Annotated in this window: 16 protein-coding genes and 1 tRNA gene; 15 read left to right on the top strand and 2 right to left on the bottom strand. The window is 44.3% G+C overall.

Annotated elements, in window-relative coordinates:
* Positions 1-10 precede the first annotated feature (10 nt).
* On the top strand, positions 11-934 hold the full coding sequence (gene lpxC / locus PRUB_RS03550; protein ID WP_010383639.1) for a UDP-3-O-acyl-N-acetylglucosamine deacetylase: 924 nt from the start codon (positions 11-13) through the stop codon (positions 932-934).
* A gap of 38 nt (positions 935-972) precedes the next feature.
* On the opposite strand, the gene PRUB_RS03545 is transcribed toward lpxC, so the two are convergent.
* Entirely contained in the window at positions 973-1,458 is a 486-nt protein-coding gene (locus tag PRUB_RS03545) for a DUF721 domain-containing protein (protein WP_010383637.1), read from the bottom strand.
* 421 nt (positions 1,459-1,879) lie between these two features.
* Between PRUB_RS03545 and secA the strand changes: the two genes are divergently transcribed.
* From secA to nagP, 5 genes are all read left to right on the top strand, one after another.
* Entirely contained in the window at positions 1,880-4,588 is a 2,709-nt protein-coding gene (gene secA / locus PRUB_RS03540; RefSeq protein WP_010383636.1) for a preprotein translocase subunit SecA, read from the top strand.
* A gap of 76 nt (positions 4,589-4,664) precedes the next feature.
* On the top strand, positions 4,665-5,072 hold the full coding sequence (gene mutT, locus PRUB_RS03535; RefSeq protein WP_010383635.1) for an 8-oxo-dGTP diphosphatase MutT: 408 nt from the start codon (positions 4,665-4,667) through the stop codon (positions 5,070-5,072).
* Between the two features lie 39 nt (positions 5,073-5,111).
* A complete protein-coding gene (locus PRUB_RS03530) occupies positions 5,112-7,181 on the top strand; it encodes a M13 family metallopeptidase (protein ID WP_010383634.1) in 2,070 nt (689 codons plus the stop codon).
* Positions 7,182-7,356: 175 nt separating this feature from the next.
* A complete protein-coding gene (locus PRUB_RS03525; RefSeq protein ID WP_010383633.1) occupies positions 7,357-9,942 on the top strand; it encodes a family 20 glycosylhydrolase in 2,586 nt (861 codons plus the stop codon).
* A gap of 258 nt (positions 9,943-10,200) precedes the next feature.
* Entirely contained in the window at positions 10,201-11,502 is a 1,302-nt protein-coding gene (nagP, locus tag PRUB_RS03520; protein WP_010383632.1) for an N-acetylglucosamine MFS transporter NagP, read from the top strand.
* A 242-nt stretch (positions 11,503-11,744) separates the two neighbouring features.
* Here the strand turns inward: nagP and PRUB_RS03515 are convergent.
* Positions 11,745-11,820: transfer RNA gene (locus PRUB_RS03515), tRNA-His, on the bottom strand.
* Positions 11,821-12,005: 185 nt separating this feature from the next.
* Here PRUB_RS03515 and PRUB_RS03510 point away from each other — a divergent pair.
* The 9 genes from PRUB_RS03510 (at position 12,006) to PRUB_RS03470 (ending at position 22,419) form a co-directional block, all read left to right on the top strand.
* On the top strand, positions 12,006-12,821 hold the full coding sequence (locus tag PRUB_RS03510) for a mechanosensitive ion channel family protein (protein ID WP_010383629.1): 816 nt from the start codon (positions 12,006-12,008) through the stop codon (positions 12,819-12,821).
* A gap of 21 nt (positions 12,822-12,842) precedes the next feature.
* Entirely contained in the window at positions 12,843-13,643 is an 801-nt protein-coding gene (locus tag PRUB_RS03505) for a DUF481 domain-containing protein (protein ID WP_010383627.1), read from the top strand.
* A 115-nt stretch (positions 13,644-13,758) separates the two neighbouring features.
* Positions 13,759-16,389, top strand: a complete 2,631-nt coding sequence (locus PRUB_RS03500; RefSeq protein ID WP_010383626.1) for a polysaccharide biosynthesis/export family protein — start codon at positions 13,759-13,761, stop codon at positions 16,387-16,389.
* Between the two features lie 31 nt (positions 16,390-16,420).
* A complete protein-coding gene (locus tag PRUB_RS03495) occupies positions 16,421-17,368 on the top strand; it encodes a Wzz/FepE/Etk N-terminal domain-containing protein (protein WP_010383625.1) in 948 nt (315 codons plus the stop codon).
* 55 nt (positions 17,369-17,423) lie between these two features.
* A complete protein-coding gene (gene wecA / locus PRUB_RS03490; RefSeq protein ID WP_010383624.1) occupies positions 17,424-18,467 on the top strand; it encodes a UDP-N-acetylglucosamine--undecaprenyl-phosphate N-acetylglucosaminephosphotransferase in 1,044 nt (347 codons plus the stop codon).
* Between the two features lie 28 nt (positions 18,468-18,495).
* Positions 18,496-19,632, top strand: a complete 1,137-nt coding sequence (wecB, locus tag PRUB_RS03485) for a non-hydrolyzing UDP-N-acetylglucosamine 2-epimerase (RefSeq protein ID WP_010383623.1) — start codon at positions 18,496-18,498, stop codon at positions 19,630-19,632.
* Positions 19,633-19,713: 81 nt separating this feature from the next.
* Positions 19,714-20,883 carry an oligosaccharide flippase family protein gene (locus tag PRUB_RS03480; RefSeq protein ID WP_010383622.1) on the top strand — a complete coding sequence of 390 codons (1,170 nt, stop codon included), beginning with the start codon at positions 19,714-19,716 and terminating at the stop codon, positions 20,881-20,883.
* Positions 20,852-21,355, top strand: coding sequence for an acyltransferase (locus PRUB_RS03475; protein ID WP_010383621.1), 504 nt, complete (start codon positions 20,852-20,854; stop codon positions 21,353-21,355). Before PRUB_RS03480 ends, PRUB_RS03475 begins: the two co-directional genes overlap by 32 nt.
* Positions 21,352-22,419 (top strand): polysaccharide pyruvyl transferase family protein, encoded by a 1,068-nt coding sequence (locus PRUB_RS03470; protein ID WP_010383620.1) that lies wholly within the window; start codon positions 21,352-21,354, stop codon positions 22,417-22,419. Before PRUB_RS03475 ends, PRUB_RS03470 begins: the two co-directional genes overlap by 4 nt.
* Position 22,420 lies beyond the last annotated feature (1 nt).

Raw genomic sequence — 22,420 nt, 5'->3', positions numbered from 1 at the left:
GGACGAACCTATGATAAAACAACGAACGATTGCTGAAGTCGTTAAAGCCACAGGTGTAGGATTACACAAAGGTGAAAAGGTCACGATCACTCTCCGACCTGCGAGCGTAAATACGGGGATCGTATTTCGTCGCGTGGATCTCGACCCGGTTGTCGATTTTGAAACAACCCCTGAAGCTGTGGGCGACACGCAATTGTGTACTTGTTTGACCAACAAAGACGGGGTTCGTCTGTCAACAACGGAGCATCTCATTGCTGCTGTTGCTGCACTGGGGATTGATAACCTGATCGTTGAGCTGGATAGTGCAGAAGTACCAATTATGGACGGTAGTGCATTACCTTTCATTTACTTGCTGCAAAAAGGTGGGATCGCAGAGCAGAATCAGGCGAAGCGCTTTATTCGTATTAAAGAAAAAGTGCGCGTGGAAGACGGCGATAAGTGGGCAGAAATTGAGCCTTATGACGGTTTCCATATTGATTTTGAAATTGCGTTTAACCACCCGGCTATTAATGCCAGTCGCCAACGCATTGGTCTGGATATCACAGCGCAGAGCTTTACTGAAGAAATCAGTCGAGCACGTACTTTTGGTTTCATGAAAGACATCGAGTATATGCACGCCAATAACCTAGCATTAGGTGGCAGCATGGACAACGCGGTAGTTTTGGATGAGTTTAAAGTGCTGAACCCGAATGGCTTACGCTACAAAGACGAGTTTGTGAAGCATAAGATACTGGACTGTGTGGGTGATATGTTTATGGCTGGGCACAACATCTTGGGCAAGATCACGTGCTTTAAATCAGGACATGGTCTGAACAACAAGTTACTACGTCAGGTTATGGCGACAGAATCTGCCTGGGAATGGGCAACGTTCGACGAACCAGTCACTATGCCGGCACCAGGCATGGAAGTGGATTCGACTCTCGCCACTGCGTGAAACGCAAATTAAATTAAAAAAAATGACGCTTTTTAGCGTCATTTTTTTTGTCCGCCATGTTTAGCAAGGCGTAGTAATTTTTCCTTTAACCCGGCCGGAGCAAGCTCGGCAAGCGCCATTAGATCGTCTGCCGTTTGTGCACTCATATGGCGCCCGGTATACGTTGCCTGTGGTGCCTTTACCTGGTTCACAGGCTGAGTCAGGCGCTGTTGTGCCTCTGGGTTTGTGCCTATTTTCACTTGGCAACAATCGTGTAAACCAGCAGCACGAAAACTGCTCAGGATCTCCATTTTCAGGTAATTTAATCGGGTTGCTAAGGTCGCTGATGCGGCTTCAACGTACAGGGTTCCGTCTTGATAGTTAGCAACACGGCATTTTTTACTGAGCACAGGACCTAACGCATTGTGCAGAGGCTGTTGTAATTCAGCGATACCTTGTGCTTTTTGCATATACCCATGCAGTTTATCCGACCAGCTGCCGGCTAACTCGTCCAGGGGTTTAGGATCAAATCGGTTTTTACTCATAGTAACAACTCACTAGCGTGTACCTTACAGACAATCGGCCACTTCCTTTCAAGTATAACGCGTGCGCGTCATTACAGATAGCACAATGCGCCTGTGGTGATGGTTGAAATACGCAGACATCGCCCACATAGATAGGGTTAGTACCTCGAAAACTGTGTCTCCTTTCTTTTTCTGGAAGCCGTTAATGCGGCATTGCCGGTGTGTCATTAGATGGTTTGGGTGTGTTTCCCCGGACTTGTATGGTTAAATAGGAACAGATTACTTTTTGATGGTTTGCAGACGCGCATAGTCTGGTATGATAGGGCACAAATTTAACTCGGCACACAGCAAGGTCCGACTTTGTCGCCAACAGGACGAGCGAGCGTGATAACCGCGTTACCCAAGTAGGTGCTCGCAAATAGATGAGTGAAATGGTTTAAACATGATAACGAAAATTTTTACCAAGATTTTTGGTAGCCGCAACGACCGAATGATTAAAAATCTGAAAAAAACGGTCGCCCTGATCAACGCCCTAGAAGAACAATACAAGGCGCTGTCAGACGAACAACTGCAAGCTAAAACCGCGGAATTCAGACAAAGATTTGAGCAAGGCTCTAGCCTGGACGACATGCTTCCTGAGGCCTTCGCAACGGTGCGAGAAGCCTCTAAACGGGTATTTGGCATGCGTCACTTTGATGTGCAAATGATCGGTGGTATTGTGCTGCATCAGGGGAGAATTTCTGAAATGCGCACAGGTGAAGGTAAAACACTCACCGCGACCCTGCCTGCTTATTTAAATGGTCTGACGGGTAAAGGCGTACACGTCATTACTGTTAACGACTATCTTGCCAAACGTGATGCTGAGAACAATCGTCCACTATTTGAATTCCTGGGCCTGACTGTAGGCTGTAACGTGCCGGGTATGATGCCTGCCCAGAAAAAAGAAGCGTATGCGGCCGATATCACTTATGGTACCAACAACGAATTTGGCTTTGACTATCTGCGCGACAACATGGCATTTAGCATTGAAGAGCGTGTTCAGCGTCCATTACACTACGCCGTTGTGGATGAAGTTGACTCCATCCTGATCGATGAAGCGCGTACACCGCTGATCATCTCAGGTCCAGCTGAAGACAGCTCAGAGCTGTACACCAAGATCAATACTATCGTGCCTGAACTGACCTTACAGGAAAAAGAGGACGAGGAAGGGGTTGAAGGTGATGGTGACTTCACACTAGATGAAAAGAGCAAGCAGGTTCATTTAACTGAACGTGGTCAGGTTAAAGTAGAAGAGTTACTGGTCAAGAATGACCTGATTGAAGAAGGCGACTCGCTGTATTCAGCAGGTAATATTACATTGCTTAGCCATGTCTATGCGGCGCTGCGTGCACACAAGCTGTATCAAAAAGATGTCGACTATGTCGTGAAAGACAATGAAGTCATCATTGTTGATGAACACACAGGTCGTACGATGGAAGGACGTCGCTGGTCAGAAGGCTTACACCAGGCGGTGGAAGCAAAAGAGAGTGTGCGTATTCAGAATGAAAACCAAACGCTGGCATCCATTACCTTCCAGAACTATTTCCGTTTATATGACAAACTGGCTGGGATGACAGGTACCGCTGATACAGAAGCGTTTGAATTCCAGTCGATCTACGGATTGGATACAGTGGTTATCCCAACCAACAAGCCAATGATCCGTGATGATCGTGCCGACCTGGTTTATCTGACTCAGGATGAAAAGTTCGAAGCGATCCTGACTGATATCCGCGATTGTCAGAAGCGTGGTCAACCTGTATTGGTTGGTACCATTTCCATCGAAAGCTCTGAATACCTGTCGCACTTCCTGCGTAAGGAAAAAATTGAACACAATGTCCTGAATGCGAAATTCCACGCACAGGAAGCGGATATTATTGCTGATGCCGGTTTGCCTGGCACCGTAACAATTGCAACCAACATGGCGGGCCGTGGTACGGACATCATGCTGGGTGGTAACTGGCAGAATGACGTGTCCAAGCTGGATAACCCAAGCGACGCGCAGATTGACGACATTAAGGCGCAGTGGCAGAAGCGACATGACGCCGTTTTAGAAGCAGGTGGTCTGCACATTATCGGTACTGAGCGTCATGAATCTCGCCGTATTGATAACCAGCTGCGTGGTCGTTCTGGTCGTCAGGGTGATGCGGGTTCAAGCCGTTTCTACCTGTCAATGGATGATGCGTTGATGCGTATCTTCGCCGGTGAGCGTATGACTAACATGATGCGTAAACTAGGCATGCAACGTGGCGAAGCGATCGAGCATCCATGGGTAAACCGTGCAATTGAAAATGCGCAGCGCAAAGTAGAAGCACGTAACTTTGATATTCGTAAACAGCTGCTTGAGTATGATGATGTTGCCAATGACCAGCGTCGAGTGGTGTATGAGCAACGTAATGAATTGCTTGAAGAAGGGGATATTTCGGAAACGATTTCAGCTATCCGTGGTGATGTCATCAATAGTGCGATTGATCAGTACATTCCGCCGCAGAGCCTGGCTGAAATGTGGGATATTCCGGGCCTTGAAGAACGCCTGAAGAATGACTTTATGGTTGAGCTACCGATTGCGCAATGGCTTGAGGAAGACAACAAGCTGTACGAAGAGCGTTTACGCGAGCGTATCGGTGAAGAAATTGATGCTGCTTATAAGCAAAAAGAAGAGATGGTGGGTGCACAGGTACTGCGTCAGTTCGAAAAGGCTGTGATGCTACAAAGCCTGGATCAGCACTGGAAAGACCATCTTGCAGCAATGGATCACTTACGTCAGGGTATCCATTTACGTGGTTACGCACAGAAAAACCCGAAGCAGGAATACAAGCGTGAGTCGTTTGAATTGTTCTCTGAAATGCTGGAAAACCTGAAGGTTGATGTGGTTGGGGTGCTAAGCAAAGTGCAGGTGCGTGCTGAAGAAGATGTTGAGAAAGTTGAAGAGCAGCATCGTCGTAGCGAGCAGGCTCCGCGTCAGTATCAGCATGAAGAGTCTGAGCCTGTGGGCGGTGAAGCACCACAAGGTGCAGCGGTTGCTGCACGCACTGAGCCTAAAGTTGGACGTAACGAACCGTGCCCGTGTAAATCAGGCAAAAAGTACAAGCAGTGTTGCGGTAAGCTGAAATAAGCTTTCAGCAACCCTATGAAAAAGCGACCTAGAGTCGCTTTTTTTATCTCAGAAAAACAGAATATTTGAGTTAGATATGACAAAGAAAATTGTGAATGTAGCGGTCGGTGTCATCATTCGGGATGCACAGTTTTTTGTATGTAAACGCGCAAAAGAGCAACATCAGGGGGGACTATGGGAGTTCCCGGGTGGAAAAATTGAAGCGCAGGAGACGGTGACTGAGGCCTTGGCCAGAGAGTTAAAAGAAGAAATCGGTATTGATGTGCATAGTTCTGAACATTTACTGACGATTGAACATGACTATGGCGATAAACAGGTTAAACTGGAAGTGCATAAGGTCGAAGATTTTTCGGGACACGCAGAGGGTCTGGAAGGGCAAGCCAGCCAGTGGGCAAACTGGAATAAACTAAATCAACTGGCTTTCCCGGCAGCCAATGTGGCTATCCTGGAAGCGCTGGCGCAACAGTATGGCGCGGATCAGTAACAACGGCCGTTGAGCAAATTTGATGTGAAGGACATAAAAATGAAAAATATAGCAGTTACTGCCGCCGCGGTTGCACTTGCATTGGGTCTGACAGCGTGTAGCGAGCCCGTCAAAACCGAATCGCAATCAGAAGTTACGCAAGCTGAGAGTCAGCTAAACTCAGGGATCGCATTGAACAATATTGACAGTGCCGTTCGTGCACAGGATGATTTTTACTATCACGTTAATGGCAAGTGGTTAGCGCGCACAGAGATACCGGCAGACAAGTCGAACTATGGTTCATTCACCGAACTGTATGATGCATCACAAAAAGCACTGCGCAAAACACTGGAACAGGCTGCGAGCAACGATCAGGCCAAGCCAGGATCGGACGAAGCTAAACTGGGTGACTTCTATCGCAGCTATACGGATGAGCTGGCTCGGGAAGAGTTGGGGACAACACCGCTGCAGTCTTATCTGGCACCATTTCAGGCATTACAAAGTAAATCTGAGTTGCCTGCCTTATTTGCCCGTGCTTTATCTCAGGGTGGTACTACGCCACTTAGCTGGTATGCAAATAACGATGCCAAAAACTCGACCGTGAATACACTTTATCTGTGGCAATCGGGTCTGGGTTTACCCGACCGCGATTTTTATCTTCAGGATACGGAAAAGTTCACACGCATTCGGGCCGAATATAGCCAGTATATTGAGCGCTTGTTACAGGTCATGGGCTATGATCAGCCTCGTGCGGAACAGGCGGCTAAGCACATCATGGCACTTGAAACCGCATTAGCTGAAATTCAGTGGTCACGGGTTGAAAGCCGGGATGCGGATAAAACTTACAACAAGTTTCAGGTTGATGCGCTGAATGCACAACTGCCACATTTTGATCTCTCAGCCTATCTGGCAGGGTTTGGTTTGAATACCAAAGAGCTGGTTGTGACCCAGCCCAGTTATCTGGAAGGCTTATCTGCTTTGATTGGCACTACTGAGGTAGCTGCCTGGCGTGATTATCTGACTTTTCACTTTGCCAGCGATTATGCGCAGCTGCTACATAAAACGGCGGTTGACCTGAAGTTTAACTTCTATGGCAAAACGCTACGCGGGCTGGAAGAGCAGGCTCCTGTATGGAAGAAAGCGGTGAATGCCAGTAATGATGTACTGGGCGAACTGCTGGGTAAAATTTATGTCAAAGAGTACTTTCCGCCAGAAGCCAAAGCCCGCATGGGAGAGCTGGTCGACAATTTGATTAAAGGGTTTGATCAGTCCATTGACGAGCTGGAGTGGATGAGTGCTGAAACAAAGCAGGCCGCGAAGGTCAAGTTAAGCAAGTTTACACCCAAAATTGGCTATCCGGACAAATGGCGTGACTATTCAGGTCTGGAGATCAATGCCGACGATCTGGTGGGTAACTATGTTCGCTACAATGAATGGGCTTATCAGGACATGGTGGGCAAGGTCGACAAACCCGTTGATCGCAGTGAGTGGTTTATGACACCGCAAACGGTGAATGCCTACTATAATCCGGTGAACAACGAAATTGTGTTCCCTGCGGCTATATTACAACCCCCATTTTTTAACCTGGATGCGGACGATGCCGTTAACTATGGCGCGATTGGTGCCGTGATTGGTCATGAGCTAGGGCATGGGTTTGACGATCAGGGTGCTAAATATGATGGTGATGGCAATTTGCGTAATTGGTGGAGTGAACAAGATCTGGCGCAGTTCCAGGCGCGCAGTCAGAAACTGGTTGAGCAATATAATCAGTATCGGCCGTTTGAAGACGCAAATGTGAACGGCGAACTGACGCTGGGCGAAAACATTGGTGATTTGGGTGGCCTGAGTGTGGCGTTAAGAGCCTACCAATTATCCCTTGAAGGCAGGCCTGCACCGGTGATTGATGGTTATACTGGTGAGCAGCGCTTCTTTATGGGCTGGGCACAGATCTGGCGTCGACAATATCGTGATGAAGAGTTACGCAACCGTCTGATGACCGACTCGCATTCACCCAGTCACTATCGTGTCATTGGGGTGCTGCCAAATATGTCTGCGTTTTATGATGCATTTGATGTCAAAGAAGGCGATAAAATGTATCTTAAACCGCAAGAGCGGGTCAAAATCTGGTAAGTGTTTACTGCTATTTTAGCCGCCAGACAATGGCGGCTTTTTTGTATTAACCAACTGATAAGGTTGAATATAGAGATCTTGTAAGGAAAAATTGATAGCGCTGTCATTTTTTCTTCTATATGATGGTATTTACAACAATTTGAAGTTTGCGCTCAGCGCAGGTTAAGGAGCCGGAATGAAAATACAGAAAAAACTGCTCACCCGGGCCATCGCGGCCACGCTTTTAGTCCCGATGATGGCCAAAGCCGCCTGGGATAGCTCGCAACTGCAAGCCTTTACTGATAACACCACCTTTATGTTTGCGGTAGAAAATAATCACCATAATGGCAGCAGTAGTTTTCTGGCTTCTATTACCTTACAAAACAACTCCAAAATTGCCCTACCGGCCGGTGAAAGTGACTGGCAGATCTATTTCCACTCAATCAGGAAAGTTGCTACGCAGCAGGCCGCGGGCCTGAAATTCGAACATGTGAATGGCGACTTGCATCGCTTGGTACCGACTAAAGCATTCGCCGGGTTAAAGCCGGGTGAAACATTGGAAATCCCTTATGAAGCGGCTGCCTGGATAGCAGCGTATACCGATTTTATGCCCCGGGCATTTATGGTTAGCGGTGACGCAAAGCCGGCCGTATTCGCCAACACAGACAGTGAGAATATGCTGGATTTTGTCGCCCCAATTGTGCGTGATAACCAGTTGGATCGTCATGCCGAGCCAGAGGATTTATCTCCACGCGCCACAGCTACATGGCGTTATGAGCAAAATCAACAGGCTGGTAAACTTTCACGCGAAGATGCCCTGAAACGCATTATTCCCAAACCAATGGATGTTGACTTTAACCGGGGTTATGCTGAGCTCAGCAATCAATGGCAGATCCGCTATGCGGGCAGATTACAGAGCGAAGTGACGGTATTTCAAGAAGATTTAGCCGATTATGGACTGAAGCTGGACGCTCAGCCAGACCACATCAGTGCCGGCAAGATTAAGACCATTTATTTGCGTGTGGCAGAATTAGCCGACCTGGGCAGTGAAGGCTATCAGCTCGAAGTAGACGACGACAAAATTGTGATCACAGGCCATGACAATGCCGGTGTGTTTTATGGTATTCAGAGTTTGCTTGCTTTATTCCCGGTTGAGCAACAAGGCCAGATCAGCGTGCCTAACGTTGACATCAAGGATGCTCCGCGTTTTGGTTGGCGAGGCATGCACTATGATAACGGCCGTAATTACCATGGTAAGGAGGCGCTGTTCAAGCTGGTTGAGCAAATGGGGCGTTACAAGCTGAACAAGTTCCACTGGCACTTTTCTGAAGATGAAGGATGGCGGCTGGAGATCCCGGGTTTACCTGAGCTGACCGACATAGGCGCATATCGCTGCTTTGACTTAAGTGAGCGTGAGTGTTTACTTACTCAGCTTGGTACAGGCCCTCATAAGTCAGGCTCGGGTAACGGGTATCTGACCAGAGACGAGTTTGTAGAATTACTTAAATTTGCCAAAGCGCGTCATGTACAGATTATTCCTGAGATTGAAGGCCCAGGTCACGCCAGAGCATCGATCAAGGCAATGGAAGCGCGTTACCATACACTCATGGAAGCAGGTAAACCTGAGCAGGCACGTGCTTATTTACTGAGCGATCCTCAGGACACTTCAAAGTACATCACAGTGCAGAATTATACTGATAACTCTATGAACGTGTGTCAGGACTCGACTTATGCATTCATTGAAAAAGTCACTTATGAATTGCAAGGTATGTATCGAGAAGCGGGTACCCGTCTGACAAATCTGCACTTTGGCGGAGACGAAGTCGGGGCTGGCTCCTGGGTGGACTCTCCTGTCTGTCAGGCTATGTTTGCTGATCCTAACAACGGGGTTGCAGGCCCTGCCGATCTGAAACCTTATTTTACTCAGCGCGTTGCAACGCTGCTTGCAAAACGTGGGATTGCCCCGGGCGCATGGGAAGATGGTCTGATGTATGACAGGGTCAATCCGTTTAACCGCGATGCATTTCCAAATGAAGTTTTCACAGCAAACGTGTGGGACAATATCTGGGAATGGGGGGTTGCTGATCGGGCACATCGCCTGGCAAATGATGGTTACCAGGTGGTGTTGTCACATGGCACGCACCTGTACTTCGATCATCCTTATGAGCCGCACCCGGCTGAACGCGGATATTATTGGGCCGCGCGCTATACAGACAGCAAAAAAACGTTTAGCTACATGCCGGATGATGTTTATGCCAACGCTGATTTTACCCGCAGTGGTGCACCGATTGAAAATTTAGAGGCGCTGGTTGGTCGCGCGATGCCTGCACTTGAAAAGCCAGAAAACATCCTTGGCATTCAGGGCCAGGTCTGGAGTGAAACTATCCGTACTGAAGCACAGGTACAGGCGATGGTGTTCCCGCGTTTACTGGCAATGGCAGAGCGAGCCTGGCACAAAGCGGGTTGGGAAGGCAAGCGTATTGATAAGAAACGCTTTGCTCAGGACTGGCACGGTTTTTCAGCTGCACTGGCGTTAAAAGAACTGTCTAAGTTGGCTAAAGCCGGTGTTAACGTGAACTTACCTGTGCCCGGAGCAAAAGTGATTGACGGTCAGCTGCATGCCAACAGTGCATTTGAGTACCTAACGATTGAAGTCAGCCTTGATAAGGGGGTGAGTTGGCAAACTTACACAGCTCCGATGAGTGTAAGTAACACTGATGGCGTATTATTACGTACCCGTTTAGGCGATAAAAAGTTCAGTCGTACCACCCAGTTAGATTAATCGTCTGGTTACTTTGTTGTGGGGAAGGTGTTATTACCTCCCCATAATGAGAACAGTTGATTACAAAACTAACTAGAAAAAGGCTAAACTTTAACGTAAAGTTAAATGTCAGCGCTGTCATTTTGATTCTGAGTTGTTAAAAGCCGTCATCATGATGCGACTGTCTGGGCCGATAGCACAGAAAATAATAATCCGGATTACTTTTAATTCGTTTTAATCCGACCTGTATTAATCTTAATTAGCAACAAGAAGAGTTTTATGGAAGCGACAGTGGAAAAAGATGACCTCGAAAAGCAGAGTGTCTGGTTACCTATGACACTTGCTGGCTCAATGTTTTTTATATTGGGCTGTATCACCTGGTTAAATGGTGCTATCACACCATTCCTTCAGCAAATGCTGGAACTGAGTCCGCTACAGGCCTCTTTCATTATTTCCTCATTTTATATCGCCGTAACCGTTGCGGGGATCCCCTCAGCGATGCTGATAAAGCGAGTTGGGTATAAAAATGGCATGGCGATTGGTTGTGCAATTATGGCGTTGTCCGCGCTGATGTATATTCCGGCAGCGAAGATGCAAATGATAGAGATCTTCTTGTTTGCACAGCTCATGATAGGTGTTGGTCAGACGGTGCTTCAGACCGCGGTAAATCCGTATGTGGTTAAAATGGGCTCAGAACGTTCCGCTGCTGTACGTGTATGTATCATGGGCTTGTTGAATAAATCGGCGGGCGTAATTGTTCCGATCGTATTCGCTGCTGTGGTTGTAAGCGGTGTTGTAAACGAGGGCGAATCACTGAGTCAGGCTCAGAAAGATATGATGGCGAATAGCCTGATTGCACCTTACCTGGGTATTGCTGGGTTGATTTTCTTATTTGCGGCATTTGCTAAATTTTCGCCACTGCCAGACTTAGTGTTTGAAGAGGAAGGTCAAACCAGTAAAGGGGAAGTGAAAGAAGCCCTGAGTCACCCTCATCTCGCTTTAGGTGTGATCGGTATTGCATTGTATGTTGCGGTAGAAGTAATCGCAGCAGATACCATTGGCTCCTACGCTTTGCAGTTAGGGATTGCTGATTACTCTGTAATGACTTCTTATACTATGGGCTGTATGTTGATTGGTTATGCAATAGGTATCGCCCTGATCCCGCGTTTTATGTCACAACAAAATGCACTCGTCATGTCTGCAATCGCTGGTATTGTTACCGTTTTTGCTGTAGTTTTAGGGGACAATGAATCGACTGCGCTAGCAAATTTATTGCTCGTTCCATTTGGTGGCCCTCAGCTACCGGATCCGCTTCTGTGTATTGCTCTGTTAGGCTTTGCAAATGCGATGGTGTGGCCTGCTATCTGGCCTTTGGCACTTGATGGTTTAGGGCGTTTGACCGGAACAGCATCAGGCCTGTTAATTATGGGTATTGCAGGGGGCGCGTTAGGACCGCTATTGATTGGCGTCGGTAATGTTGCTGGCCTTGGTGCTCAAGGTGCGTACAGTTTAATGCTACCCAGCTATCTGTTTATTCTATTCTATGCCCTGAAAGGCCATAAAATGAGAAGCTGGAAATAGCAAAAAGAATTTCTATCTGTAAAGTAGAAATAATCCCGTGTGTAATGCCACCGTAAGGTGGCATTTTTTATGCCTGAAAATCGACATAATCATTGATATGTAACGAAAATGTGTCTATATCTAGCATGAAGGAAATAGTTATGTAAACCTGAGACAAACGGACACTTGGAACTTGGGAAGCAATATAAATGCGTATAAGGCGTTTGTGGAAATAAATAAAGGAATTAACAGAAAGGAGGAAGTGGGGCGACTGACGAGGCTTGAACTCGCGACAACCGGAATCACAATCCGGGGCTCTACCAACTGAGCTACAGCCGCCACAAAATAGATAACACCTTTGTTGGTGTGGCGCGCATAATACATAAAAACACGGGCTTTGCAAAGGGTTAAATTGAAAAAAATCTCAAAGAAGTCTGTTGAGGATCCTAGTCTGTAAAGCGAATATTCATACTGGCGGAGTACACTCACCCCGCTATCTCACTCAAGTGCACACAGGAGTCACTATGGAATCAATCGTTCATTGGGTCGATGATAACTCTTCTCTTATCATTCACTACCTTTTGCAAGGGCTATTAGCGCTTGTCATCTTCTTTGTAGGTATGAAGCTGGCGAAGCTTGCTGCAAACCTCACAGAAAAGGCGTTTAACAAGCGTAAGGTAGATAAAGCTGTTGGGGCGTTTGTTGGCAATATTGCATACAGTATTGTTTTCGCTGCGACCTTACTTATGGCGCTTTCACAGGTAGGCATAGAAACGACCTCTTTTGTGGCTATTCTCGGTGCAGCTGGTTTGGCAATTGGTTTAGCGTTGCAAGGCTCGTTGTCGAATTTCGCTTCAGGTGTTTTGATTATTATTCTCAGGCCATTTAAGTCAGGAGATTATATTGAAGCAGGTGGAAAAGGTGGCAGTGTACAGCGCATTGAGATTTTTTCGACCGAACTCAGAACACCGGATAACAAAGTTATCATTATGCCAAACTCAGCGATTATGTCGGGCGCAATCGTCAATTACTCTCGAGAAAAAACACGCCGTATCGATTTAGTTATCGGTGTAAGTTACGAGGCTGATCTCAGAGAGGCAAAAAATGTGTTAAAATCCGTGCTGGACAAAGATCAGCGGATCCTGAAAGAGCCCGCGTATACGGTCGCTGTATTGGAAATGGCGGATTCAAGTGTCAATTTTGTTGTGCGGCCCTGGGTGGCGACTTCTGATTATTGGCCTACTTACTTTGACCTTGTAGAGAATATAAAATTAGCATTAGATGATGCTAATATCGAAATTCCATTCCCACAAATGGATATTCACCTTCACAAAGACTAATTAATGACAGGTTTATAGGCAATGAAATTAAAATTTTTATCTCTGTGCGTATTGGCAGCGATTAGTACGAATGTTGCTGCAGAAGACGCTCCTGCAACGAAGCCAAAACAGGAAAAAGCCTGGGATATCACCAGTGAGGTGGGCGCCATCATTACCAGTGGTAACACTGAAACTACAACGCTTAAGGGCGCGCTTAAAGCCAAGCATAACCTTGAAAACTGGCGTAATGAGTACAAACTGGACGGGATCTACAAGGAAGATGAAATCGAAAATGATGATGGCGAACGTATCAGCGAGCGTACCAATGAAAAGTACTCAGTGTCGATGCAGGGTAACTATAAGCTGAACGAAGACCACAGCCACTTGTTTATCTACGGCTCCTACGATTCGGATTACTTTGGCGCCTATCGAAGCGAAACTGTTGTGTCAGTGGGTTATGGCTTACGCCTATTGAGCCTGGACACAATGTACCTGGATGCTGAAATTGGACCTGGTATGAAACGTTTTGAGTATCAGGACGATAGTACTGAGGTTGATGAAAATGGTAACCCGCTTGCTGGCACAACGGATAATGAAGTGATTGGTGTTGCCAAGGTTGATTTTGAGTGGCAAGTATCAGATAACGCGCGCTTCACTCAAGTGGTTGGCGTGGAGTATGGTGATACCAATACCAAAACAACTTCCGAGTCAGCATTAATGACGAAGATCAACGGTTCTTTGCAGATGAAGGTGGCGTACAATATTACCCATAACTCAACAGTCGACGAAGGCAAGGAAAATACTGATACCGAAACATCTTTGACCTTAGTTTACAGCTTTTAACATAATTAACTAAAGTTATATCAAAAAAAGGGCGATAAGCCCTTTTTTTATGGCGTCATTTTTATGTAAAATACGCAATCTTTTTGGCCAATTGTGAAACAGGATACAAAACCGGATGTCTTTTAAACGTATTTTTGCAGCAACCTTGCTGGTGTTTAGTGCGGTTTCTATTGCTTTTACACCGACAGCGCAACAAATAGAACAGTTTAAAAAATTGCCAAAAAGCCAGCAACAAGCACTGGCACAACAATATGGTTTTGATTTATCCAGCATATCTAATAGTCAGCCGCAAATTGACAACACGTTTAATAGTGCACAAAGCGTTTTCCCACGCGAAGAGATGAACGAAGAAGATGAGTCAACAGATCCTATGGCACCGCAAGAAGAGCGGTTGACTCCTTTCGGGTATAACCTGTTTTCTGGTGAGCCAAGTAGCTTCGCTCCGTCAGAGATGCAGACCGTGCCAAATGACTATGTCATTGCAAGTGGTGATTCAGTGACCGTCAACTTGTATGGCAAAGTGACTTCATCATATACGGTGATGGTTGATCGTGAAGGTAGATTGAGTATTCCTGAATATACCCCGGTCAATGTTGTTGGGTTGACATATGCTGAGCTGAAAACTCTGTTAGTCGAAAAAATCAAAAGTGAATCAATTGGCCTGAATGCATTTGTCTCAATGGCTGAGTTACGCAGCATTCAGGTGCTGGTCGTCGGCGAAGCGTACCGCCCGGGCAGCTATACCCTTTCCCCTTTATCCAATGTGACACACGCATTATTTGCCAGTGGCGGTCTGACCGATATTGCTTCATTACGTAATATTGAAGTGAAAAGACAAGGCAAGACAGTAACTACGCTTGACCTTTATGATTTGTTGCTCAAAGGAGATAGCAGTGGCGATGCAGCATTGCAGTCTGGCGACGTTATTTTTATTCCTTCAGTCGGGCCACAGGTAAAAGTTGAAGGTCAGGTAAAGCGTCCTGCAATTTTCGAATTGAAACAAGGAGACACTGCTGAGTCATTGACTCGTATGTTTGGCGGATTCAAAGAAGATGCCTATTTACAAAGTGTACAAGTCAATCGCGTATTGAACGCAGCAGTAAAATCGACCGTGTCTGTCGATTTCAGTGATGCGCAGGTGAGCTATACACCTCAAGGTGGTGATGAAATTAAGGTCCATGCCATTAACGAAGGGATAGTGGATTCAGTCACTTTAATAGGTGCAGTGGCCAGGCCTGGGTATTATCAGTGGTACGAAGGCGCGACATTGGGTGACTACATTTCTGAAATGAAGACAGATCTGCTTCCACAAGCGGATTTAAATTACTCTATTATTGTCAGAGAAGGGGAGCGACTTGGAGAAATAGAGGTCGTTCAGTTCGCTTTAAAAGAAGCCCTAACTCACAAACCTATTCCGTTAAGAAAAAATGATGAGATCTACATCTTTAGTCGCTTTAACTCGCAGCAAGAGGAAGAAAAGGCACTAAAGCAATTAGCCATTACAGCCGAAGAAAAAGCGTTACAAGAGAAAGTAAAGTTATGGCACCTCTATGAACGTCGTCAGTTTGAGCAAACAGTCACCTTTGATGAGGCCATCAGCAAACTTCAAAAAGAAGAAGCGGGTGTAGAAGAAGATGAGCCAGTTCCAGGCTATGGACTGAAAGAGGGTGACACTGCTACGGTATTTGGCCGAGAGTCTTTACTGTCTCCTATTTTGGCTCAACTTGAGTATCAATCTTCCTCAATGAAAGAGAACTTGACTATCAACATTGCGGGTCAGGTTCGTTTCCCTGGGGCCTACCCTGTTTCTGTTGACATGACGACCTCTGCTGCGATTAATGCAGCAGGAGGACTGCTCGAGTCTGCGTATACTAACTTTGCGGAAATTACGCGAGTGAATAAGCGTGGCGAAATCAAACATATTAAGTCTTCTCTTATTCCCGGCACTGACGGCTACAATATTGCGCTTACTGGTCGCGATACCATCAATGTACTCATTCAGCCGAACTGGCAAGACAGCTATAAAGTGCAGCTAAAGGGCGAAGTCGTATTCCCTGGCGAGTACATTATTAAGCGTGGCGATACTATGATCGACGTACTTAATCGCGCAGGTGGCCTTACAAAATACGCTGAGCCAAAAGCCGCGGTCTTCACGCGCGAATCTATCAGAGAGCAAGAGCGTAAGCAGCTGTTCAGGTTGTCTGATGAGCTGAGAAAAGATGTGGCTGCGAGGAGCTTTCAAAAGTCGATAGGGGTGAATAATACTCTGAGCTACAGCGAGACGAATAGGTTACTTAATGACTTAGCCAATGTAGAGCCTGTAGGCCGCTTAGTCATCGATTTACCATCTATCCTGGCTCAGTCTGAATCACTGAGACTACAAGATGGTGATGCCTTATACATTCCGGGCCAACGTGATTCTGTTTCCATCATCGGAGAAGTGAACTATAGCTCTTCTCACTTATTCAAAGCTGGTACGTCTATCGAAGAGTACATCAATTTGAGTGGTGGGGTACGAGATCGTGCTGACGAAGAGAAAATATACGTGATCAAAGCAAATGGTTCAGTGCTGATCCCCAACCGAGGTTCATGGTTTGCTGTGAACAACGGTGTTGAGTTGGAAGCCGGTGATACCATTGTAGTTCCAATGGATTCGTCGCATATGGATAATTGGACGTTATGGAGCACAGCAACGCAGATTTTATATCAGTTAGGTGTTGGTGTTGCAGCAATTGCAAGAATATAAGCTAAACTAAATTGGTTTTAGGAAGTCAGTAGTGAAAGATTACATTTCAAATCAACAGGATTTTTCTACCAGCGATAGTTTTACTTTGCGGCAGTTGCTAGAACAGCTATGGCTTGGAAAGTGGATAATTATCGTTGTGTGTGCTTTAGCTTCAGTTGCGTCTGTTTTTTATGCATTGAATGAGAAAGACATATATAAAGCAGAAGTTTTACTAGCGCCTGTATCTGAAAATAACGGCGCTGGGGTCGGCGGGTTAATTTCAGGTCAACTTGGTGGTTTAGCGAGCCTTGCAAATATAAACCTAGGCTCAAATACAACGGTGAACAAAACACAGTTGGCAATGCAAATCATCAGTTCAAGAAAATTTGTTTCTGAGTTTGTTGAAAAGTACAAAATACTGCCTGACCTCATTGCCGCAAATGGATGGGACCGCACTTCGGACCAGGTTACCTATGATAGTGAGGCATATGACACAGCTAATGAACGCTGGATCAGACAGGTACCTTTCCCATTGACACAAATTCCCTCTCATCAAGAAGCACATCGGGCTTTTTTGAGAATTTTTAATGTTAATCAGGATAAGGAAACTGGCCTTATTTCAATATCTGTTCGTCATTACTCACCTACAATAGCGAAACGCTGGGTAGACAAGCTTGTGGTAGAGATAAATGAGGTAATGAGAAAGGCTGATATTTTAGAAGCTGAGAAAAGTATTTCGTTTCTGGAAAAAGAGCTTAATAAAACAAAAGTAGCAGATTTTAAAAATGCATTTCATAGCCTGATCGAAGAGCAAACGAAAACCATCATGTTTGCTAAAGTCAGGGATGAGTATGTATTTAAAACGGTCGATCCGGCTTTAGCTCCTGAACAAAAGGATGGCCCTAACCGGGCATTTATATGTGTATTAGGGTTTATGGCAGGGCTATTATTTGGTGTGTTCATAGTGGTTGCTAGGTTTTTTAGTCGTCTTAAAGACTGAGCTGAAAGAGTGTAATTTTATGAGTAATTCTAGTATTGTTCAGGTGTTATGATTTATGAGTGATATCCTACCTTTAGTTACAGCATTCTCTTTTTGCTTTCTCGTAATAAGGTTTGCACAACCTTTCGCGATTAGAGCCGGACTCGTCGATATACCTTGCTCACGGAAAAAGCATGAAGGAAGAGTTCCGCTAATTGGTGGTGTTGCAATATATATTGGTGTCTTAATTTCATCACTATTTTTCTTCGAATATTCATATCAGTATAAAGTTTACTTGGCGTTGGCGTCTTTTATCCTGGTGTTAGGTGTATTGGATGATAAGTTTTCCCTGAGCGTGCGTTTGAGGGTTGTCGCGCAGATCTTAATTGGTCTTGTGATGATCTACGAGGGAGAACTGGTACTGAGTAGTTTTGGATACATATTTGGTTTCTTCGAGCTTAATTTAGGTGTCGCTGGAAATATAGTGACTGTGATTGCGGTCATAGCAGCGATCAATGCATTTAATATGGTTGATGGCATAGATGGCCTTGCAGGTGTTTTAAGCATGGTTGCATTTGCTGGTTTAGCTATTATGTTGAGCGCGGTCAACTCTCACTGGTATTTACTTCCCGTTTTATTTATTGCCGCTATCGTTGCATTTTTGCTATTCAACTTGCGCTGGCCAAAGAAAAGCATGAATAAAGTTTTTATGGGTGATGCTGGCAGTATGTTGATTGGCTTAACTATGGTGTGGCTGTTAATCATCGGAACGGATCCGGATGTACAGGCATTTAAACCTGTTACAGCTCTTTATTTAATAGCAGTACCATTGATGGACATGGTCGCGATAATGTATCGACGAGTTAAGAAAGGGGTTTCTCCATTTAAGCCTGACAGAGAGCACTTACACCATATATTCGAGCGCGCAGGGTATACCAGGAAGCAGTCCCTTATCAGAATCGCCTCTATGTCTATTTGTCTAGCATCGCTAGGATGCTTTTTGGATAGTATAGATACACCTGATTGGATCATGTTTTCTATATTTATACTCATTTTCTCAGTTTATATCTATAGCTTACTTCATGTTTGGCGCATTCTAAGCTGGCTTAGAAAACACTAAAAGTTACATCTCGATTAGGTAATATGCAATGACAATTAAAGTTCTGACAGTCTTTGGCACCAGACCCGAAGCGATAAAAATGGCGCCTTTAGTTAAGGGACTGGAAGCAGATACCAGGTTTAATGCTAAAGTTTGTGTAACTGGCCAACATCGTGAAATGCTTGATCAGGTTCTTGAGCTATTTAATATTGTTCCAGATTTTGATTTAAATATTATGAAATCTGGGCAGAGTCTGTCAGATATTACTGCGAGAATATTGGTTGAAATGTCTCCTGTACTTCAGTCATTTCGTCCAGATATTGTCCTTGTTCATGGTGATACAGCCACGACATTTGCTGCCAGCTTAGCGGCTTATTATGAACAGATTGCTGTAGGCCATGTCGAGGCTGGTTTAAGAACTGGTGACATTTATTCCCCCTGGCCTGAAGAGGCAAACAGAAAGTTAACTGGTGCGTTGACGAGTATTCATTTTGCACCTACCGAATCATCGCAAGCAAATTTGCTGGCTGAGGGGTATGGAAAAGAGCGTATTATTGTAACGGGAAATACCGTTATCGATACTTTATTACTGGTCAAGAATAGACTAGATACGGACGCTGACTTACAGGCTGAGTTCTCGGACTCCTACTCATTCATTGATGAATCAAAGAAAATGATTTTGGTAACAGGCCACCGCAGAGAGAGCTTTGGACAAGGGTTTGAGAATATATGTAAAGCCCTGTGCTCGGTTGCAAGAGCAAACCCGGACGTCCAGGTCGTCTATCCGGTGCATTTAAATCCAAATGTTCAGGAGCCTGTGAATCGCATGCTAAAAGATATTGATAATGTCTTCTTGATTGAACCACAACAGTATCTTCCTTTCATATATTTAATGGATAAATCCTATCTAATATTGACCGACTCAGGGGGGATACAAGAAGAAGCCCCTAGTCTAGGTAAACCTGTACTGGTGATGCGAGAATCAACAGAGCGACCAGAAGCTGTGAGTGCCGGCACTGTAAAGCTGGTAGGAACAGATCCAGAGAATATAATAAATGCTGTTAATGAGCTAATATCAAACGATACTGAATACAAAAGAATGAGTGAATCACATAATCCGTATGGTGATGGTAAAGCTGTTGAGAGAATATTGAATAGCATTCATGACGTATTAAATGACAACTAATAAACTCGACTATATCGCTTTTTTAAGCAATTTATGGACCTGCCGTAGTTTATTTTTAAAAGATAATACGAGATGTGATAAATGGTTCTGCTAAAGGCTGTATTTAATATTGGTGCATCTAGGCTGATATCTGCATTCATCGCTTTTTTGATTTCAATGGTAATAATGTCTAAGTTGTCAGTTGAGAGCTTTGGACACTTTTATTTTTACCTTTCAATTATTACTTTAGCTACGACGCTGCCTGCTATTGGAATTAATAATAGCTATGTATTTAACAGCGATAAAAGCCTAGAAAGCCAGTTTATATCATTAAAGTTAGTTATGACTTTAGTTTATAGTCTGGCTTCGTATCTATTGTATTTATTAGGGTTAATATCTGACACATTGGTATTGGTTTGCTTGTGTACAGGCTTTCTTTTTTCATTTTTTGACAGTCATTTGTCAAACTTTCAGTGTAAAAAGAAGTTTAAATCATACGCAATTCAGTTACCAATAAAGAATCTGTTCATATTGTCTATTGCAATTTTCTTTCTATCATACTTCGAAAACGCAATATACATATATAGTTTGATATCAATAGTCATTTTCTTTGGATTGATATTTTATTACTTAAAGTCGTTCACTTGGAACTTAGACCTAAAGAAGTTTCAGTTAATGGCTGGCGGATTCTACTTTTTTGAAATATCGTCTTTGATAATGATAAGATCGGAGACTTGGTGGCTTAAGTACTTCACAGAGTCAGGGGCGATCAATGCAGATAGTCTGGGCATTTTTGGTGCGGCTTTTACTGTATGTACGGTAGTTTCTATTGCCTCTACAGCCATCAACTCTGCTTTGCTGCCATTTATTAAGAAAGACCATACACTACTGAGTGTTAAGAATATATTTTTCTTTTCTATAGCTGCTGTTTTATTTCTATCTGTTTACTATTTTGCACTATACTTTGTTGTTGAGATATTTTTTAAAGAGAAATTTCAAGACTCCTTGACTTATGTTCCACTTATTTTGTTGGGCATGCTTTTTAGCTTTTTAGCAGGGATTATACGCTTGGACTTAATTAGAAGGGAACTGCTTTCTTATTTGAACAAGGTATACATTGCACAGCTACTTTTGACAATTATAGCGGGATGTATCTTAATTTACCTTTATGGTATTAAAGGTGCAGTTATTGTTTTCTTTGGTGTTCGATTAATCGGTTTTATATTAATAGCAATTAAATATGATTTTAAAACGCATAAAACGTTTTCTTAGACCCTATAAGTTTAAGGCATTGGGTACCAATTCAATAGTATCCGAGGGTAAGTTTTTTGGACAAGAGAACATTTCCATCGGCAAAGCCTGCTATGTAGGGCCTGAAGCATATTGGTACGGCGCTGGCGGCATTGTTATTGGAGATGGAACCATTTTTGGCCCTCAATCAGTTGTCTGGAGCGCAAATCACGACTACGAGTCGAAACTACTGGTCCCCTATGACAGCGGTATTACAAACAAGCAAGTCGTTATTGGTAAAGCTTGTTGGATTGGCTTTGGTGCTAAAATTTGTCCTGGTGTCAGGTTAGGTGATGGGGTCGTTGTTGCTATGGGAAGTGTAGTAACAAAAGATTTTCCTGATTATTCAATTATTGGCGGAAATCCAGCTAAGGTGATTGGGTCAAGAAAAGAAGTTGAAAGCTTTAAAGCCTTATTAAAGTCAGAAAGTTACTATATAGAGTCTAAGAGATGAAAAAGTATAAATGTCTAATTCGCGGTGCTTACGGAGCTTACAACTTTGGTGATGATGCCCTTCTCGATGTCATTTACACAAAATTACTCACAAGATTTGAGCCTGCTGAAATAGGTATCTGGGGAAGCAGTGAGTCGTATATTCCAAATTGGTACCCGCAAGCAGGTGTGATATCAAAGAAAGACTTGTATAAAGTTAGCTGTGAGAATCTGATTTACGGTGGTGGAACGCAGTTCTATGACTTTGGGAAGCCTAGAAATAAAAAGCAGATCTTAGGTTTCCTAAAAAGTCCTGGTTATGCTTTTAACAAGATACAAAATAAGCTGTTTAATAGCGGTAAAAAGCCAGTCGAATATAATAATGAGATCTATATGGCTGTCGGGCTGGGTCCGTTTAAAGAGGGCTCTAAGATCAAAGAGGATACGCTTCGCAGAATGGAGCGTGCTAAGTTTGTAGCGTTACGCGATGAAAAAAGTATCGCTTATGCTGCGACGAGAGAGGTTGATATAATACAAACCGTCGATCTTTGCTTATCGAAAGAGGTTGATGAGGGCGCTAAAGATTCAGGCAGAATAGCTGTAATACTGAGAGACTGGGCGCATACCGACTCCGACTATACAATCGAGCACCTATATGCGCAACTCAGTCAACTTGATTTGACTAGAGTCGATTTTGTGACTTTTGGTAAAGATAGCCAGTTAAAAGAGTTTATTAAAGATAAAGGGCTTTCTCTCTACGAGTGGGACCCTTCCTCGATGACACTAGATACATTTCTTAAGAAATTAGGTCGTTATGAAATGATATTTTCTAGTCGCTATCATGGTGTTATTTACTCTGTGTTACTAGGTGTGCCCGTAGTCGCATTGCCTATTGAACCAAAGTTGATCCAAGCCAGTAAAGAGCTGGATGGTGTCCTTTTGTTTGATCCAAACAAACGTTTTACCGATTATGTTGATTTGATAACAGACAATTATGAAAACATCGTGTCTACGCTGCTGGAAACCAAAAAATCTAAGAATCAAGAATCAAATAAAACGATAAACTTGATGCTGGAGTCACTTTAGT

It is taken from the genome of Pseudoalteromonas rubra (genome assembly GCF_000238295.3).
Taxonomy (GTDB): Bacteria; Pseudomonadota; Gammaproteobacteria; order Enterobacterales; family Alteromonadaceae; genus Pseudoalteromonas; species Pseudoalteromonas rubra.
The sequence above is the reverse complement of the archived record's forward strand: the minus strand, read 5'-3'. Positions and strand labels throughout refer to the sequence as shown.

Coding starts and splice junctions, on each gene's coding strand:
- lpxC (WP_010383639.1), top strand. CDS start 11: ATGATAAAACAACGAACGATTGCTGAAGTCGTTAAAGCCACAGGTGTA.
- PRUB_RS03545 (WP_010383637.1), bottom strand. CDS start 1,458: ATGAGTAAAAACCGATTTGATCCTAAACCCCTGGACGAGTTAGCCGGC.
- secA (WP_010383636.1), top strand. CDS start 1,880: ATGATAACGAAAATTTTTACCAAGATTTTTGGTAGCCGCAACGACCGA.
- mutT (WP_010383635.1), top strand. CDS start 4,665: ATGACAAAGAAAATTGTGAATGTAGCGGTCGGTGTCATCATTCGGGAT.
- PRUB_RS03530 (WP_010383634.1), top strand. CDS start 5,112: ATGAAAAATATAGCAGTTACTGCCGCCGCGGTTGCACTTGCATTGGGT.
- PRUB_RS03525 (WP_010383633.1), top strand. CDS start 7,357: ATGAAAATACAGAAAAAACTGCTCACCCGGGCCATCGCGGCCACGCTT.
- nagP (WP_010383632.1), top strand. CDS start 10,201: ATGGAAGCGACAGTGGAAAAAGATGACCTCGAAAAGCAGAGTGTCTGG.
- PRUB_RS03510 (WP_010383629.1), top strand. CDS start 12,006: ATGGAATCAATCGTTCATTGGGTCGATGATAACTCTTCTCTTATCATT.
- PRUB_RS03505 (WP_010383627.1), top strand. CDS start 12,843: ATGAAATTAAAATTTTTATCTCTGTGCGTATTGGCAGCGATTAGTACG.
- PRUB_RS03500 (WP_010383626.1), top strand. CDS start 13,759: ATGTCTTTTAAACGTATTTTTGCAGCAACCTTGCTGGTGTTTAGTGCG.
- wecA (WP_010383624.1), top strand. CDS start 17,424: ATGAGTGATATCCTACCTTTAGTTACAGCATTCTCTTTTTGCTTTCTC.
- wecB (WP_010383623.1), top strand. CDS start 18,496: ATGACAATTAAAGTTCTGACAGTCTTTGGCACCAGACCCGAAGCGATA.
- PRUB_RS03480 (WP_010383622.1), top strand. CDS start 19,714: ATGGTTCTGCTAAAGGCTGTATTTAATATTGGTGCATCTAGGCTGATA.
- PRUB_RS03475 (WP_010383621.1), top strand. CDS start 20,852: ATGATTTTAAAACGCATAAAACGTTTTCTTAGACCCTATAAGTTTAAG.
- PRUB_RS03470 (WP_010383620.1), top strand. CDS start 21,352: ATGAAAAAGTATAAATGTCTAATTCGCGGTGCTTACGGAGCTTACAAC.